The organism is Shewanella metallivivens (assembly GCF_028750675.1).
In the GTDB taxonomy this organism is placed as follows: domain Bacteria; phylum Pseudomonadota; class Gammaproteobacteria; order Enterobacterales; family Shewanellaceae; genus Shewanella; species Shewanella metallivivens.
On sequence record NZ_JAQQPZ010000002.1, the window covers coordinates 1 to 16,222 of the forward strand.

Below are 16,222 nucleotides of genomic sequence, written 5' to 3' on the forward strand. Positions count from 1 at the left end.
CCCCGATGAGTTTATCCGGCGTTACCTGTTGCATGTGCTGCCCAAAGGCGTGATGCGGATAAGGCATTTTGGTTTTTTGGCTAACAGTTGTCGACGTAAAAAGTTAAGCCTAATTCAACAACAAATGCCAACAAAAGCCCTTAAAGGCATCAAGGTCACTGAGCCGTTAGGGCACTGGTGTTGTCCGCAATGTGCCAATGGACGATTAATGTTTATGGGGCTGGTACCACTGCAGACCATGTTAGCGCGAGAGGCGAAGCTGAGGTTGTCAGGTTAATCAGAGACAGTCGGGCTGTCAGTTATAAAAGCAAACTTAGCTAACATTCAGTTGGGTGAGGCAGCCAAACACACCCTCAAGTGGACAAATCAGAAAATAGGACGATGAAAGAGCAATGATAAAAGATGAAGAATGACAAAACCTACCTTAAAAGGTGTAATCAGAACAGACAATTAGCCGAAAGGTTGTACAAAATACCACTACCGCAAAAAAGCAAATTCCTATAGCATAAAACATACCGATTAATTTGGATGTGGCATCGGCCAAGTCCAACAAGCGATTTATGCCTTGCAAACTGCGCAACGCATAAATACTAAAACGTTATGCGGTTAAAGCATGAAAACTCATACTATCGATTCAAGTTATAGACAGTTTTATGTCGCCGATGCTGGATTAGATCCTGACGCACCTGAAGATTGGAGTGATCAACACGTGCGCCAGCGATACAACGGGTTAGCCAACATTGTTGCTCTGTGTCCTGAAGGCGATATGACTGCAAGAGTGAAGTCTTTTGCTCCTGGAGAAAAATACCAGAGCGAACTGGAACCTGATTTTGAAGTGAGAACTCAAATAACTATTTTGAGTGGTCGGCTAGGTGTTTTTGGATGGCCAAGAGAGGCGCTTGAAGAGTATTGTGTGCAACCCGGTGAGTACCTAATTTATTTCCGAGGTTACAATCTTTGTCAGGTTAGCGAAGAACGTGATTTTTACACAGTAGAGTTCGAGCATGCCGCATAACAAGGCCCAGCAATTCGCAGCCTTTGGCTGCCGGACTCGCTACGCTCGCCGCTGTTGGCGGCGTTAGCTGTATCAATAAACTATGCGCATATTTCTTTATACATTTATCTTGTTCAGTTTTAGCTGTTCATCGAATTATATCCCTTACAAGAAAGTAGATATTGATTCTTATATTGAATTTGCCAATGCTGGTGATGTCGGATATTTTGAAGAGCAAATAGAATTAAATATTTGGCGGGTAAAATATATTGGGTTACCTAGTTCTCCATATAGTGAACTTAAATCGTTATTAAGCCAAAGATCAGCTGAACTTTGTAATAACAAAGGATTTCAATTATCAAATTACATAGAAACGGGTTCAGTGGTTGCCCATCGAACACCTGCAATTAATCGATATGTAGAAGCTGTTATCAAGTGTAGTGTGTAATACAGCTAACACATATGAGCCTTCCTCCAGTCAATAGGCGAACATAACTAATTTGACTGCTTTTGCAGTCAAATACCTTTAGTATCCAAGATGGTCAATCCACAAACTCATCTACTTCGTCTGTCATTTAGCTGTTAAATCATCGTGCTTTTAGTCACAACAGCCTACAAACAGATATAGAAGCTCTGTTAGTGCGATTTATTTTAAATGAAAGAATGCTGCCAGACGCTTTTCACGCCGTTGAAATATTAGGGTCACTATGACTAAATGGCTTTAGGTGGTAGAGCGACGCAGGATGCCCAAGCCGAGACATTTATTGGTTAACCCTAAGATGGCACTATTCAAGTCAGAGGTGCNTTTTGCACAGTTAGTTTCAGGCTCATTTAGGGTGTAAATCTTATAGCATAAAACAAACCGATTAATTAGGATGTGTCATCGGCCAAGGCCAATGTCCAACAAGCGATTTATGCCTGGCAAACTGCGCAACGCATAAATACTAAAACGTTATATTTTTCAGAGCGCGCGGTTAACATCCATACTTTTGTGAAATATTCTTACAATCAAAATTTGTTTTAATTGGTGCTCTTTATAATAAATGACGTGGCTACCTTGAGGACGTTTTCGGTAACCTTCTCTTATATAATCGCAATTAACTCCTAGCATTGGCTCACCTGCTAGTTGATGGAAAGTATTATCTAACAGTTTTAAGTAATCATTCCTTTGCGATGTTCCCCAAGTTAATTGAGTATATTTGGCTATTTTAACTAAATCATTTTTGGCTTTATTTGATAATTCAAATTTCGACATTAGCGGTTATCTTTATCCAGCTCAGAAATCAAAGAGTCATATGAATAATCTGCGACGCCACTGTTTTCACCTTCAGCTAGCATATTGCGTAAATTCATTATCTTTGTTTCCTGATCTTCTAAGACTCTTAAACCGGCGCGCACAACTTCACTTGCTGAACCATAGCGACCTGACTTAAGTTGCTTATTTATAAACTGATCAAAATGTTCGCCTAGTGTTACGCTCGTATTTTTAGCCATAATGTAAAACCCTATCGATACCAATATATATTGAATTATGGTATAAAAAATATGGCAAGGCAATTAAACGGACAAAAACAGTTGGTTTTTTGTTCGTGCCTCGCTTATTTTAACCAATAGTTTTAAGCCGCTTATTGCAGCGTTGAACTAAGCCGCTGCGCGGAGCCCAAAAGCCAGTCATTTGAACCACACTTACCTTAGTGGATTTCCCACTATCAAGGAGGTAAGTCTGTCACCCTCCCTTAAAATCAGAATGTGTTAAATAGAGTTTTCCATTTACACTAACCCCAATGGCTATTACCTCGAAAAACGCTATAAACCCGCCTAAATTACCCCTAAAGCGCACTGAAAAATTTACAAAAGGGCAAGTTAAGTAATAATCTAAAAATGACTAAACGATTGAATCAAAATATAAACTCAGATATTGTTTATTCATTAATCAACATGAGTTAAAACGAGTAATTCTACAGGCTCGTTAGCTGGCAAATCATAAGCATGGATATAAGGATCACCTAAGCACAAAGGATGCGTAAAATGAGCAAAGTGATTAAGTCAACACATGCGACCATACAAAATGGTGCGGCAAAATCAGATGGGAAGCTAACTCTTTCAGAGAGGCATATCAGCTTCGAGCCATACAATAAACAACTTGGTCTCGGCCCATACTGTTATGAGCGATCTCAAATATTGAGTGTTAAAAAGTCTAAGGCGAAGGGGGCGGGGATCTTACCTTTGTCTTCTGACGCTATTGAGATTCAATACAAAGATAACCAAAGCCAAACGTTTATTTTGGCAAGTAAGGATGAGTGGTTGGCTCTATTGAGCGTAGCCAGCTAACAAGCGTATCAAGTCGCTACCCTGAAAAGCGGGGCGCTGGGACATAAAATACGCGTTGATTAGTTTTGGTGCTTCGCCAAGTTTAAACCAATCGCCGCTACGATTTGCTGCCCCTGATGCGGGCGTTGGTATGTATGTATAATAATGGGTGGCAAATATTTCCTTGTTAAGCGCCAATAAGGTGTCATTGTTGGTAAAATCAAGTGCAGGCGATATAGCTTAAATAGTATTTGTCATACTGATGATGGTGATAAGTCATTGCTTCATTAGCTATATCATTCACGGTCATGCTCGCTTCTCTTTTTAATAAGCATCTGGTTAGACGTTCAACTCACCTAATTACGCGACTTATTCTGTTAAGTATCGTTGTTCATCAAACACCGTTTTGTTCTTCAGCATGAAATAGACTCAGCGGCCAGGCTTATGGGCCAGTGCAGACAATTATTCTTTTTTGTAATCGATTAAGGTAGTTACGTGCTTTTTAAGATAATGGTTGGTCAGGTCTCCTTTAAGATTTTTCTGGATAGATGAAAGGGGCAGTGTTCAGTTGCACTGGCTCAGACTTATGTTTGGCGCTTAATACGCTGCCTGTACTGGCTTGGGGTCATCCCGTACCATCTAATGTAGCTTCGGGTGAAAGCACTTTGGTTACTGTAGCCAAGTAATGCAGATATGTCGTTTAAACTGTAGTGGGTGCTGTGTAAATATTGATTTGCATGATGCAGTTTAATGGCTTCAAGTGTGTCACTAAATGATATAGAAGCGTGTTTTAAGCGTCGACGAAATGTTGCAGTGGAGTACCCCATAGCCTTTGCAATTGTACTCAAGTTAGTGGTGCTACTAGCCAAATATAACGGCAAGATTGCCTCTAATTGTGCTTTTAAAGAGGGTTCAGGCTTGCGTTCTATCATCAGGTTTGGTGCTTCAACCTGCACATCTTTTATGTTGACCTTGAGAATATCACTGCTAAATACTAAGCGTATGGAATCTGAACCAAATGCCACGGGGCAGCCAAAAAACTCGATGTGTTTCTTTTGTAACTTGGCATCATGTTCTTCTCGGGTAAAGTAACAACCTCGTATGGGAAATCTACCAACCATTAAGTTTCTGATTATCGATACGCAACTGGCGAGCAAGTAATTTTGAAATTGTTGCCTATGTATTAATTGCGGCATTTCAACGTGAAAAATCAGCTCTAATAGCGCCGAACTCGTTCTCACTTCAATATGTAAACCAGAGGTAATGATGTCGAAATAGTTAAGTATTCGATGCAGGGCTTCGCCAAAGGTGTTACATCCTTCTAAAAGCATAAATACCGGCCCGAGTGTATCAATTGACTGTCTCGCCGCGAGCTCAAAGGCAATTTCAGGGTAATTAAATTGGTTTGCCGCCTCTTCTAACAAACGGATGAATTTGTCGAATGCGACTAATTTGTTTTTTTGTGTGACGTCCTCAACGGGCAGTTCAACGGCTTGACAAAGCGCAGTGAGATCACCTCCATGTAACTGAACTAATTTAGGAAACTCGTGCAGAAAGCTGTTTAACAAATAAGGACTGTTATGAAGTTTGTGCATGCTTTACTCGCTAAGCTGTCGTGAATGTGGCTAACACGATCAGTGAACACAAATGGTAAAAGTGTGAACACAAATGGTAAATATAGCAGGTTATTTATTGTTAGTCTTACTGTCACTCGACTTATTAACTACTTGTTAACATTGAGGGCAGCCTAATGACGGAAACCAAACATGTATTATGCGCAACCTGTGATATCTCTTGCCAACTTGTTGCCACAAGAAAAGCGGGCGAGGCTCACTTTAAGTTAACTGGAGACTACGACAACCCTATGGCTCCAGGGGCTATTTGTGCAAAAGGCAGTTTGGCACAGACAACGTTTGAGCATCCTAACCGTCTGCTTAAGCCCCTTAAACGTGTAGGCCAAAGAGGTGAAGGTAAATGGCAAGAAGTGAGCTGGGACCAAGCGCTTGATGAGATAGCTGATAAACTGAAAAAAGTGATTGCACAATATGGCCCAGAAGCCTTTGTGGTAACCAGTGGCCCCTGGAATAGTTCAACCGAATCGGGCATGACACGAAGGTTTATGAACTTGTTGGGCACACCTAATTATCTTTCTCCTGTTGCACTTTGCCTTGGTAATACCGCCGCGGTGAACAGGCTCACCTATGGTTGGATGCCGCTTCCTGATTTTGAAAACACTCAGTGTGTGGTGGTTATGGGCCATAATACCAACAGCCAAAGTTGGGTATGGGAATACATTAGGCTGAAACTGGCAGAAAAACGCGGTGCAAAATTGATTGTTTTTGATCCCAGACTCAGCGCACAAGCGCAAAGGGCTGATATTCATTTACCCGTGAAACCCGGCACAGATGTGGCAATGTGCATGGGTTGGATTAACGTGATTATTTCTGAAAAGCTCTACGATAAACAATTTGTTGAACAGTGGTGCATCGGCTTTGATGCACTAGAAAAAAGAGTCAAGCAAGATTTTTCACTGGAGACAGTTTCGCAAATCACTGGGGTCTCTGTCGCGCTTATTCGCGAGTCCGCACGCATGTATGCTCAAGCAAATGGTGCCATTATTCCTTGGTCACCTATTACTGATCAACATGTGAGTAGCACTTCTGCCATTCGTGCGATTTCAATATTGCGAGCGATTACAGGCAATCTTGATAAACCTGGCGGTGAAATGTTGATGGGGTCACATTCTGAAGTGATCCCAGAGTCTCAGCTTGAGCTCACAGAGCTATTGTCAGAAGCACAAAAGAAAAAACAGTTAGGTTATGACAAGCATCCGGTATTTACATTTAAGGCTGCTGACTTACTCAAACAATACAGTGAAAAAGTCTTTGGCGAGGCGTACCCAAACTTGGTAAAAGGCACGCATATGGCTGTACCATCGCCAACGTTTAGTGCAATGGCCTACGGCGACCCGTACCCGGTAAAAGCATTTTTTGCGATCGCCAATAACGCCTTGATGGGTTATGGCAACCAACATTTAATAAAAAAAGCGATGCTCAACCAAGATCTAAACGTGTGTTTTGAGCAATTTATGACGCCGACAGCCAATTTATGTGACTACGTATTGCCTGGCGACTCGTGGATGGAGCGCCCTAATTTGATGGATACCTACAACTGGGCCACGATGATGATGACCTCTAATCAATTGTATAAGCCGCCAGGAGAGTGTCGCAATGTTTATGATTTTTGGCATGGTTTGGCGCATCGAATGGGCTTGGGTGAGTATTTTCCTTGGCAGTCGATTAATGAGTTATTTGATTACCGATTAACCCCGATGGGGATGGATTTTGAGTCGTTCAAAAACAAGTATAAGCTCAAACTTGAGGGCTATAAATACTATCGCTATCGTGACACAGGCTTTGCGACACCCAGTGGCAAAGTAGAGCTTTATTCGTCGGTTTTAGAAACACTAGGATGCGATCCTTTGCCTTACTACCGAAATATTGAGGTGTGTGATGAGTACCCACTGAAACTGTTTGTTGGGCTGCGCGAGCCGCAGTTTTTTCAATCTGGCCAGCGTCATAATCGAGTGCTGAGAAGGCGAAATAAGTTCCCTAGAACATTTATGCACCCTAATGATGCCAAAAAGTATGGGCTAAAAGAAAATGACTGGGCAACCATTGAAACAATTGTGGGTAAAATCCACATGTTAGTGACCTTTAGAGACGAATTTCCCGAAGGTCTGATCCGTGTGCCCCATGGCTGGTGGCTGCCAGAGGAAAAGGATCTTGGCGCATTTGAGCATAACGATGCCATTATTATCCCTGATTCCGATGATTATCTAGACAAGGAGCAGGGCATTCCGCATCTCAAAGGTGTCCCCTGCAAGATTTACTTACGTAAAGATAAGCGTGAATACATTAATCTGGAGGGCGTGCAATGAAGCAGAGGTTGAATGTCTTTAAGGCTGAGATGATGATGAAAGTGGCTGGTTTTATTTGCCAGAATCACACAAACCCCGCCATGAATAGGATTGCTAAAACACTAGGCTGGTTTAACAGAAAAAGATATGGGGCTCATGCCCTAGACTTTCTGGTCAGCGAGGATTCAATTGACCTGATAAGTGACGATGAATATGAGTAAAAGTGTTATCTCGTTGACTCGTAACATGGTCATATTTAGTTTGATGTTATCTTAAATGCTGATCAGCAAAAATCGCCCTTTGTTCCCATGCCTGTGTTTTATATGTTCAGTTGCGGAACATAACGAAACTCAGGCAAATCAGGCTAAGCCGTGTACTAATGGGTTCGTTCGCATCGTTGTGCTTATGAAAACGGTTAAAGACGGTACCAATGAGTTAATCGTATAAGAGTCGGATTGGTATTAAACCTGAACGCTTTGTTGCAAGCTATTCGTAAAAATCGAGTGGGATGAGGTTTTGATAAACGTAATAACCTAGTGGGCCCATTAACAAACTGAGCATTGACCAGACGATTCGTTGGGAATTTTTGATGTGTGCTTTTGAGGTAAAAGCGCGATAGCAAAAGTGAATATGCAACATCAATAATGCGATAAGCATAAAGACTAACGTAATATCCATATTGTTCATGTCATGTTCCTTTGCATGCTAGCAATGACTTCGTTAAGTGTAAGCCTAAGTTGAGATACTGCATATAAAAAATCAACATCCATATGCTTCTTGCAGTAAATCATTCTTACCTCACATAATTTACTGCAATTTAAGTCAGAATAATAGTCTGTAAATCATTAAATATTCATAATTTTTTCATTTTTACACAAAGGTATGATTTTTACATTTTGTTGTTGCGATTGTTTGAGCTGCATCATACTTCTTTCGGGTAACCACAATGAGTACTTATGCATGACGGCTTGAAATAGCGAACTGTTGACTAAAAGAGTTAACCAGCGATAGACATTGGGGTAGGGTAAAGCGTTAAACCAAACTGGTTCGACATTCGCAAACTGACGAATAAACGGAAAAATAGCAAAATCCGCCATGGTTGGGCTATCTGCACATAAAAATGCTTGTTGAGCTAATTTACTTTCTAATAATTGTAAAAATATTTCTGCCTGTTGGCGATACCAATTTTGGCTCTGTTCGGGAAACCTATCTGCATATTTGTATTTATCTAACCAGGGTTTAAAGTCATTGTCATTAGCATTTATCCAGATCATCGTTTGTGGTTTTGACAGCCAATCGAGCAATGTTTGGTATGCATCGGGTGTTAGCCAGGGAGAACTCAGGTCTGGGTATTGAGCCAATGAAAACTGCATTATTTCAATACTTTCTGCAATCACTTGTTGCTCAGAGGTGATTAACACCGGCACGGTTCCTTTTGCTGATACATTGAGCATCTCTTGCGGTTTATTTTTAAGTTCAATCTCACGCACGCTAGGGTTTAACTGGCTTAAGTGCAAACCAATACGGGCTCGCATGGCATAGGGGCATCGACGAAACGTGTACAAAATAGCTGAATTCATAAAGCAACTTATTAAATAGTGATGATAGTGAGTAATGTGAATTGCCGTAAATAAAAGTGGGTTAACAATATGCACTTTAACAATACAGTTTAAGGCTAATTTACTTGCAAATCGAATTTATGAGTGTGTTTTAATTGTGATTTAGGTATACTTTCCGCCGTTTTTTTTGACTTAGCGCATGGTGCGCTGTCTTTATATATGCACTGGAAATTAAGTTCCAGCCAGCGGAGTTGTCATTGTATGCAAGACATTAATATAGACCCAACATCCCCAGTTCAAGTCGTTGTGTGTGCCCTTTATAAGTTTGTTGCTTTGCCTCATTTTGAGTCAATTCGTCAGCCGTTATTGGCTGTGATGGAGCAAAACGAGGTGAAAGGCACATTATTACTGGCACAAGAAGGCATTAACGGTACCGTTGCTAGCTCACAGCAGGGGATCGATAACCTACTTAGTTGGTTAGACCAGCAACCGGGCCTAGATAATATTGTCACTAAGCTGTCTTTTGATGATGAAATGCCGTTTTATCGCACCAAAGTAAAGCTGAAAAAAGAAATTGTGACCATGGGCGTTGAAGGGATTGACCCGCGTAAAGTGGTGGGAACATACGTTAAGCCTAAAGACTGGAATGCACTGATTTCAGATCCTGATGTGGTCTTGGTTGATACCCGTAACGATTACGAAGTGAAAATCGGCACCTTTAAAAATGCGGTTAACCCCGTTACCGAAACTTTTCGTGAGTTTCCTGAGTACGTAAAACAGAATCTTGATCCTGCCAAACATAAAAAAGTGGCGATGTTTTGTACTGGCGGTATTCGCTGTGAAAAATCAACCGCGTATTTAAAAGAGCAGGGCTTTGATGAGGTGTATCACCTTGAAGGCGGCATTTTAAAGTATCTTGAAGAAGTTGAACAAGAGCAAAGCATGTGGGAAGGCGAGTGTTTTGTGTTTGATAACCGCGTGGCGGTTAATCACAGCCTAGAGAAAGGTCAATATGACCAATGTAATGCTTGTCGCATGCCGATCACCGAAGAAGAAAAGCTGACCGAAGCGTATGTACAAGGTGTGAGTTGTCCGCATTGTATTGACAAAATTCCTGCTGAGCAGCGTCAACGTTTTATTGAGCGTGAACGCCAAGTGCAATTGGCGTTGCAACGGGGTGAAGCACATATCGGTAGCGACGTTAATCAAGTGATTGAAGCGCGCCGTCAGAAAAAGGAAGCACAGCGTAAAGCGCAAGAGAAAGTGAATAAAAAATAACGCCTACTACGCCTTATTTAAAATGAGCCCAATCGGTCACGATTGGGCTTTTTTGTTGTGATTGTGTGCTCAAAGAATGCCAACCATCTGAGATAGCATATTTTCAGTACTTATTATTTAGGTTTTATTTATGGTGTTTGAGCAAAGTTGTTATTAAACCCGTATAAATGGTTTAGCAAGTGCTATAAGTGTGCTATTTTGAGCGCTTTTTTCGATTAGACGACTGAAGGTAAGCCAATGTTTGTTGGATTTGATTATGGCAGTGCCAACTGTGCAATAGGGGTAATGATTGACGGTGCGGTAACCTTACTGCCATTATCCGCCGATTCTGATTTTATGCCTTCAACCTTATATGCCATGGACCGCGAGCTCATTGCTGAAGCGGTATACCAAGGATTACCAGAAAGCTTTAAAGCTGAATATTCTCACCTTCGCAGCTCGCAATTAATGCGTGCTAAGCAAATGCGCCACGAGCTAGATTTGCTGCCTAATGAGCAAGCTGTGTTTGTGGGGCAAGCGGCCATTGATGCATACCTTGAAATGCCAGAAGAAGGATTTTATGTCCGTTCGCCAAAATCATTTTTAGGCGCTAACGGTCTGCGCCCAGATCAAATAGGCTTGTTTGAAGACATTGTCACCTTAATGATGCAACACGTGAAAACCCTGACCGATAACGCACTGCAGCAAAAGTCGTTGCCAGCGGCAACTCATGCGGTGATTGGCCGGCCGGTAAACTTTCAAGGTATAGGCGGTGAAGACAGTAACCAACAAGCTGAAACCATTTTACGTCTTGCGGCATCGCGCGCAGGCTTTACTGAAGTGACATTCTTGTTTGAGCCATTAGCCGCAGGGATGGATTTTGAGTCAACCCTAGACAGCGATAATACGGTATTGGTGGTCGACGTTGGCGGCGGTACAACGGATTGTTCAGTAGTAACGATGGGACCTTCGCACAGTAACAATACCGATCGTACTCAAGATTGTTTAGGCCATTCTGGCCAACGTATTGGCGGCAACGATTTAGACATCGCCCTGGCGATGACAGGCTTAATGCCGAGTTTTGGCGCAGATAGCGTAATGACTAACGGTAAACCTATGCCAAGAGCGCCATTTTGGAATGCCGTGTCGGTGAACGACATTAGTGCCCAGCGCGATTTTGTCAGCTTAGCATCGCGTAAATTGGTCGAGTCAATGATAAAAGAGGCGGAACAGCCACAACTACTCAAACGCTTACAAACGGTGCAAAAAAATCAAATGAGTTACCAAGTGGTACGCCAGGCTGAAACGGCTAAAATCAGTTTGTCTGACGTTGACACAACTGAGTGTTCACTTGATTTTATTGAAAAAGACTTGTTTGTCACTCTCACGGCCGCTCAGTTTGAACAAGCCATTAGTGATCCATTAGCTAAAGTTGAAGCGTTAATGAAACAAGCCATGCAAACGGCAATGACAGTTGCTCAACAACAAGATTGCGCAATACCAAGCTGTCCTGATATTGTTTATGTTACGGGTGGTACAGCGCGTAGCCCAGCGATATATCAAAAAATTGCCAGTGTTTATCCATCTGCAAAAGTGGTGGTTGGCGATCACTTTGGTTCGGTCACGGCTGGGTTAACCCGTTGTGCCCAATATGCATTTAACTAAATAGAGTCAATACTATGCTGAGTCAATTAAGGTTTAAGTTTGCAATGGATGCGTCTAAAACGGCATCACTATTTTTAGCAACATTGGTAGGTTGTGTAGTACTGAGTGGTTGTAGCGATGATGTGGGGAAAGTCAGCTTAGGGCTGTTTACCACCAAAGATGTGATTATTGACGCAAAACACGATCCTAAAATACCAGGAGTGACTTGTCATATTAGCCGTATTGAGGCCAATTTGGATTTAGCTGACCCGTCTGATATGAGCATCAGTTGTCGTCAAACTGGCCCGATTAGCCAGGCCGATCTCGCCAGCATTGACATGGGTAAAAATGGTGAAGTGGTGTTTAAGGAGTCTTTGAGCATTTTATTTAAAAGCCTAAAAGTGCGCCGTATTTTTGATGCTGAAAATCAAACCTTATTGTATTTATCATACTCAACCAAAGAAACCAATGGCAGCCATAAACATGCCTTGTCTACCGTGCCGCTATATGGCACTGCAGCTTGGCAAAAACCATTAACCACAAAATAAACGCATAATAAAAAAGGCAATCAAAATAGATTTCCTTTTTAATGATGAGCTGGCGGTTATACCCGTGCCGCACGTTTTAATATCCATAACCACAATACTGGCAATAGGGTGATATAGAAAAACATGGCAGTAGCGCCGATATCGCCCGACAACAAAGTGCTAAAAATAAACCTGACAATACCCATCGGGTCCCACGGCATGTAATGCAGATTACCGTGTAATAACATGGTTGCTAATACTACAATGGTCACCGCTAACCATTGTTTGCTTGGCTCATAGCTTTTAATCACAAATGCCGGAATAAACGCCACTAAACCTATCCCGACAACGTTTTGAGCTAAATGGGTGATGGTAGGATAGCCACTTAGGTTAAACCACCAAAATACATTACCCGCAGCAGACTGTCCTATCGCTGCGATGCTTAACGCGAAATAAGTCACCCCAATACATAAGCTGAGTATGATTAATCTGATAAAGTTCATTTGTGTCCTTTTAAATGATTGATAAAAAGCTTACTTGTTTAACACGGCATTGTAACGTTCAAAAGCCGCGTCAAGATCGGCAATTAAGTCATCGGTATCTTCTAAGCCGATGTGTAATCTAATCAACGGCTTGCTGCTATCCCACTGGGTGGCAGTGCGAATATTATTAATACCAAATACGCCTAAAATCAAGCTTTCAAAACCGCCCCATGAAAAGCCCATTTTAAAGTGTGCCATGTTTTCAACAAATGCGGTAACAGATTGTAAGTCACCTTGTTTTAATACAAATGAAAATAGACCATTGCCACTAGTAAAGTCGCGTTTAAAGAACTCGTGGCCGGGACATGTGTCAAACGCAGGGTGGCGGACGTGATCGACTTCTGGGCGGCTTGCTAACCAGTTTGCCACTTTAAGGGCATTTTTATTATGTTGCGCCATACGCACACCTAAAGTGCGTAAACCTCGGGCAGCAAGATAGACATCGTCTGGAGAGGTGGTTTGCCCCATTAAATAACTGTTTTCGCGCAGTTGCTCCCAACATTTTTCATTGGCGGTTGCGGTGCCCAACATGACGTCTGAATGGCCAACAATGTATTTCGTTGCGGCTTGAATCGATACATCAACACCCATGTCAAATGGGCGCGAGTTAATCGGTGATGCCCAGGTATTATCGAGCATGACAATCATGTCGTGTTCGTGTGCGATGCGGCTTAATGTTGGTACATCTTGCACTTCCATGGTGATGGAACCAGGAGATTCTAAAAACAGCACCTTGGTATTGGGACGAATAAGCTCTCGAATGCCTTCACCTATCATTGGGTCGTAGTAGGTGGTTTCGATACCAAATCCGGCGAGCATTTTATTACATAAATCGCGCGTGGGTTCATAGGCTGTGTCGACCATGAGTAAATGGTCGCCACTTTTTAAAAACGACAATAATGCACTACTGATTGCCCCAGCGCCTGATGGGTATAACGCCGTGCCCACACCGCCTTCAAGTTCACTGATGGCTTGTTGAAATGAAAAGTGGGTTGGGGTGCCGCGGCGGCCGTAAAACATTTCGCCGTTGGTTTTGTTTTTAATCGCAAACCGCATGTCATCCATGGTGTCGAATACCACTGTAGAGGCTCTAAATACGGGGGGATTAATCACACCTTTGGTGAATTTTTTCTCGCGGCCGACACTGACAATTTGGGTGGCGAGTTTGTCGTTTTTGCTCATGTGTTCACTTCCATATTCAGCCGTTTAGCGCTGACTTAGCATATCAAAAAATAAAATCTGGGTGTCATCCTAGCACCTACAAGCGTAAATAAAAGCGCCTAAGTGCTGTGGTTGACTATTTTTCATCAATTAAAGGCAGTGTCAGACAGATTTCGACACCTTGGATGTTATCTTCTAAAAGGTTAGTGGCTTTAATTTTGCCATGATGAAAATCGGTCACTAGGCGGGCAATATATAAGCCTAGCCCTAAGTGGGGTTTACCATTAACGCCTTGTGGACGAATAGACACCATGGATTCAAAAATTTGGCTGTCCATGTCTTTAGGCAGTAAAGGGCCGATATTACTGACCTTTAAAATGGCTTGCTTGTGAAGTTGTGTCAGGCTAACCGTAATAGCGCTGCCTTTATCGCTGAACTCAATGGCGTTATTAATCAGTTTATCCATTAGTTGGGCGATGTATTCGGGCACGCCCTGACATGGCATGGCTTTGTCTTCAATGTGGACGGTAAACAATTGTTCAGGATAAGTGATTTGGTATCCCTGCATGCAGCCGCTAATGACTTTTTTAAGCGAAAACCGACAGCTTTCTGCTTGGGTTAAGCTGGCTTCTAATCGTGTGGCTTCACTCAAATTATTTAAGATTAGGTGCAGACGATTAACGCCTTCTTGAGCGCGATTAACGTATTTTTGCGATGGCTCGTTAAGTTGCTGTAAGCCTAAATGTTCAAGCGAACTGCGCACAACCGCGACTGGGGTGCGTAACTCGTGAGACAAGCGTGAAGACATGTTTTCAAGGTAATGAGTGTATTGCCCTAAACGACTGACAATACTTGAAAAACTGCGTGATAAGTCGCCAATTTCATCCCGATTTTTAGACGCCACAATTTGTTGGCGAACCCGGCCCTGACTGTCGATGGCCAATTCAGCTTGGTCGCGTAAACGGCGGATACGGCTCGAGATGCTCGAGGCAAAAATAAACAGCGCCAGTGTGCCCATGCTCATAATGGTTAAAATCACGTTGAACAGCTTTTCAAGCGCGCGGTTACGTAAACTGCGAATACCATGGGTGGTTTCTTCGGCAATCACTACTCCCATTACTTTATCGTCAATCCAAATGGGGCTGGCTGCAGCCAATACAACGGCTTTATTGTCTGGGGTTAAGCGCCAGGTGGAACCTTGCTTACCACTTAAGGCTTTTTCAATGTGGCTGCCAGTCAGTTCGGTTGAGTCTTGCAGAGAGTCAATAAAATCTTGTGGGGGCCGGGTGAGTATTTTGTAGTACATGGGTAATAAATATTGTTGCTGAAAACGTTGCCAAAATGAATTGGGTTGACTCACATTCAAGTCGTCTGCCCAGGTATTGGACGAGGTGCGAATATCGCCCGACTTAGCTAACACACGGCCATGATTATCGACCACCCAAATGCGTGAGCTGTTGTGGCTCATGCCTTTAATAATGCTTTCGATTTCAGGCGAGGGCACTAATACCGTACCTAAACTGGCAACGGAGTCGGTGGCTGAGGTGCCAATCACATTAACCAATTGACGATTATTGGTATCGTTAACGTTATGAATGGCAAATCCCAATTTGCTGCCCACCATGGTGAGGGGCAGCCTAAACTCGATATTATACCCCTGATCTGTTTGCAACCACTGTCCCTGTATACGCGATTCAGGCTCAACAGGTGTCGATTGAGTGGGGTCGGCGGGCAGTTCAAATGCACTTAACCAACCGCTTTTGGTATTGGCAATAATGTAACGCCTAAATTGACCATCTGGCGACTGGGTGGCCATCACTAAATGATCGTTTCTGTCGATCCGTAAACTTTTACGGCTACGAAACACAACTTGTGGATCGTTTACCTCGAAATAGCCATATAAGTAACCGCCATATTTACCCACCATGTGGGTGAAGCTGATATTGGTGGGTTCGGATTCATTACGTCGATAAATGAGATGGTTATCGGCATAATTTAACGTGCGGTGTTGGTATAGGTCCCAGTCAGCTAATTTGCCGTCTAATTGAATTGGGCCAGCAATGGGATAGGCGTATAAATCGCGACCTTTTTCTACCTGATTTAAAAAACTGGCCTGATTATCAAACAGTTTTGGCCGCTCGTGTAATGCAGTGGCTAATGCTTGGGTGGTGCCCTCAAGGGTTTTTTCTTGACCATGACGCAGGTATTTTTCCATCTCCCATACGTACTCGTACCCAAGCCAAGGCAGGCAGAGTAAAAATAATGACAAGATAACGACTTTGGCTCGCAGCCCTAACGGTAAATACATA

Annotated in this window: 15 protein-coding genes; 7 read left to right on the top strand and 8 right to left on the bottom strand. The window is 42.6% G+C overall.

What is annotated here, in order from left to right:
• Positions 1–277 (top strand): transposase (locus tag PQR79_RS02885; RefSeq protein ID WP_274408377.1); only part of this gene is annotated, 277 nt, incomplete at its 5' end.
• Positions 278–613: 336 nt separating this feature from the next.
• Positions 614–1,015, top strand: coding sequence for a hypothetical protein (locus PQR79_RS02890; RefSeq protein WP_238104296.1), 402 nt, complete (start codon positions 614–616; stop codon positions 1,013–1,015).
• A gap of 940 nt (positions 1,016–1,955) precedes the next feature.
• On the opposite strand, the gene PQR79_RS02895 is transcribed toward PQR79_RS02890, so the two are convergent.
• Both PQR79_RS02895 and PQR79_RS02900 read right to left on the bottom strand, forming a co-directional pair.
• Positions 1,956–2,249 (bottom strand): type II toxin-antitoxin system RelE/ParE family toxin, encoded by a 294-nt coding sequence (locus PQR79_RS02895; RefSeq protein ID WP_238104300.1) that lies wholly within the window; start codon positions 2,247–2,249, stop codon positions 1,956–1,958.
• A complete protein-coding gene (locus PQR79_RS02900) occupies positions 2,249–2,488 on the bottom strand; it encodes a type II toxin-antitoxin system ParD family antitoxin (protein ID WP_238104302.1) in 240 nt (79 codons plus the stop codon). Before PQR79_RS02900 ends, PQR79_RS02895 begins: the two co-directional genes overlap by 1 nt.
• 534 nt (positions 2,489–3,022) lie before the next feature.
• Between PQR79_RS02900 and PQR79_RS02905 the strand changes: the two genes are divergently transcribed.
• Positions 3,023–3,325 carry a hypothetical protein gene (locus PQR79_RS02905; protein WP_238104304.1) on the top strand — a complete coding sequence of 101 codons (303 nt, stop codon included), beginning with the start codon at positions 3,023–3,025 and terminating at the stop codon, positions 3,323–3,325.
• Between the two features lie 563 nt (positions 3,326–3,888).
• On the opposite strand, the gene PQR79_RS02910 is transcribed toward PQR79_RS02905, so the two are convergent.
• Complete coding sequence (locus tag PQR79_RS02910; protein ID WP_238104306.1) at positions 3,889–4,899, bottom strand: AraC family transcriptional regulator; 1,011 nt, start codon at positions 4,897–4,899, stop codon at positions 3,889–3,891.
• 155 nt (positions 4,900–5,054) lie between these two features.
• Between PQR79_RS02910 and PQR79_RS02915 the strand changes: the two genes are divergently transcribed.
• Positions 5,055–7,244: a molybdopterin-containing oxidoreductase family protein gene (locus PQR79_RS02915; protein ID WP_238104308.1), complete on the top strand. Its 2,190-nt coding sequence runs from the start codon at positions 5,055–5,057 to the stop codon at positions 7,242–7,244.
• Between the two features lie 465 nt (positions 7,245–7,709).
• Here PQR79_RS02915 and PQR79_RS02920 read toward each other — a convergent pair whose 3' ends face one another.
• Complete coding sequence (locus tag PQR79_RS02920) at positions 7,710–7,910, bottom strand: hypothetical protein (RefSeq protein WP_238104312.1); 201 nt, start codon at positions 7,908–7,910, stop codon at positions 7,710–7,712.
• Positions 7,911–8,068: 158 nt separating this feature from the next.
• On the bottom strand, positions 8,069–8,803 hold the full coding sequence (locus PQR79_RS02925; protein ID WP_238104314.1) for a glutathione S-transferase: 735 nt from the start codon (positions 8,801–8,803) through the stop codon (positions 8,069–8,071).
• A 240-nt stretch (positions 8,804–9,043) separates the two neighbouring features.
• On the opposite strand from PQR79_RS02925, the gene trhO reads away from it, so the two are divergent.
• From trhO to PQR79_RS02940, 3 genes are all read left to right on the top strand, one after another.
• Positions 9,044–10,060: an oxygen-dependent tRNA uridine(34) hydroxylase TrhO gene (gene trhO, locus PQR79_RS02930; protein ID WP_238104316.1), complete on the top strand. Its 1,017-nt coding sequence runs from the start codon at positions 9,044–9,046 to the stop codon at positions 10,058–10,060.
• 237 nt (positions 10,061–10,297) lie between these two features.
• Positions 10,298–11,704: a molecular chaperone gene (gene yegD / locus PQR79_RS02935; RefSeq protein ID WP_238104318.1), complete on the top strand. Its 1,407-nt coding sequence runs from the start codon at positions 10,298–10,300 to the stop codon at positions 11,702–11,704.
• Between the two features lie 44 nt (positions 11,705–11,748).
• Entirely contained in the window at positions 11,749–12,231 is a 483-nt protein-coding gene (locus PQR79_RS02940; protein ID WP_238104437.1) for a CreA family protein, read from the top strand.
• Positions 12,232–12,287: 56 nt separating this feature from the next.
• Here PQR79_RS02940 and PQR79_RS02945 read toward each other — a convergent pair whose 3' ends face one another.
• The 3 genes from PQR79_RS02945 to pdsS all read right to left on the bottom strand — a co-directional run bounded on the left by PQR79_RS02945 (position 12,288) and on the right by pdsS (position 16,221).
• Positions 12,288–12,713, bottom strand: a complete 426-nt coding sequence (locus PQR79_RS02945; RefSeq protein ID WP_238104320.1) for a hypothetical protein — start codon at positions 12,711–12,713, stop codon at positions 12,288–12,290.
• A gap of 30 nt (positions 12,714–12,743) precedes the next feature.
• Positions 12,744–13,934, bottom strand: a complete 1,191-nt coding sequence (locus PQR79_RS02950) for a cystathionine beta-lyase (protein WP_238104322.1) — start codon at positions 13,932–13,934, stop codon at positions 12,744–12,746.
• Positions 13,935–14,049: 115 nt separating this feature from the next.
• Positions 14,050–16,221: a proteobacterial dedicated sortase system histidine kinase gene (pdsS, locus tag PQR79_RS02955; protein WP_238104323.1), complete on the bottom strand. Its 2,172-nt coding sequence runs from the start codon at positions 16,219–16,221 to the stop codon at positions 14,050–14,052.
• Position 16,222: the final 1 nt, after the last annotated feature.

Bases quoted from the DNA above. Each gene is read 5' to 3' on its own strand.
- PQR79_RS02890 (WP_238104296.1), top strand. From the start codon at position 614: ATGAAAACTCATACTATCGATTCAAGTTATAGACAGTTTTATGTCGCC.
- PQR79_RS02895 (WP_238104300.1), bottom strand. From the start codon at position 2,249: ATGTCGAAATTTGAATTATCAAATAAAGCCAAAAATGATTTAGTTAAA.
- PQR79_RS02900 (WP_238104302.1), bottom strand. From the start codon at position 2,488: ATGGCTAAAAATACGAGCGTAACACTAGGCGAACATTTTGATCAGTTT.
- PQR79_RS02905 (WP_238104304.1), top strand. From the start codon at position 3,023: ATGAGCAAAGTGATTAAGTCAACACATGCGACCATACAAAATGGTGCG.
- PQR79_RS02910 (WP_238104306.1), bottom strand. From the start codon at position 4,899: ATGCACAAACTTCATAACAGTCCTTATTTGTTAAACAGCTTTCTGCAC.
- PQR79_RS02915 (WP_238104308.1), top strand. From the start codon at position 5,055: ATGACGGAAACCAAACATGTATTATGCGCAACCTGTGATATCTCTTGC.
- PQR79_RS02920 (WP_238104312.1), bottom strand. From the start codon at position 7,910: ATGAACAATATGGATATTACGTTAGTCTTTATGCTTATCGCATTATTG.
- PQR79_RS02925 (WP_238104314.1), bottom strand. From the start codon at position 8,803: ATGAATTCAGCTATTTTGTACACGTTTCGTCGATGCCCCTATGCCATG.
- trhO (WP_238104316.1), top strand. From the start codon at position 9,044: ATGCAAGACATTAATATAGACCCAACATCCCCAGTTCAAGTCGTTGTG.
- yegD (WP_238104318.1), top strand. From the start codon at position 10,298: ATGTTTGTTGGATTTGATTATGGCAGTGCCAACTGTGCAATAGGGGTA.
- PQR79_RS02940 (WP_238104437.1), top strand. From the start codon at position 11,749: ATGGATGCGTCTAAAACGGCATCACTATTTTTAGCAACATTGGTAGGT.
- PQR79_RS02945 (WP_238104320.1), bottom strand. From the start codon at position 12,713: ATGAACTTTATCAGATTAATCATACTCAGCTTATGTATTGGGGTGACT.
- PQR79_RS02950 (WP_238104322.1), bottom strand. From the start codon at position 13,934: ATGAGCAAAAACGACAAACTCGCCACCCAAATTGTCAGTGTCGGCCGC.
- pdsS (WP_238104323.1), bottom strand. From the start codon at position 16,221: ATGTATTTACCGTTAGGGCTGCGAGCCAAAGTCGTTATCTTGTCATTA.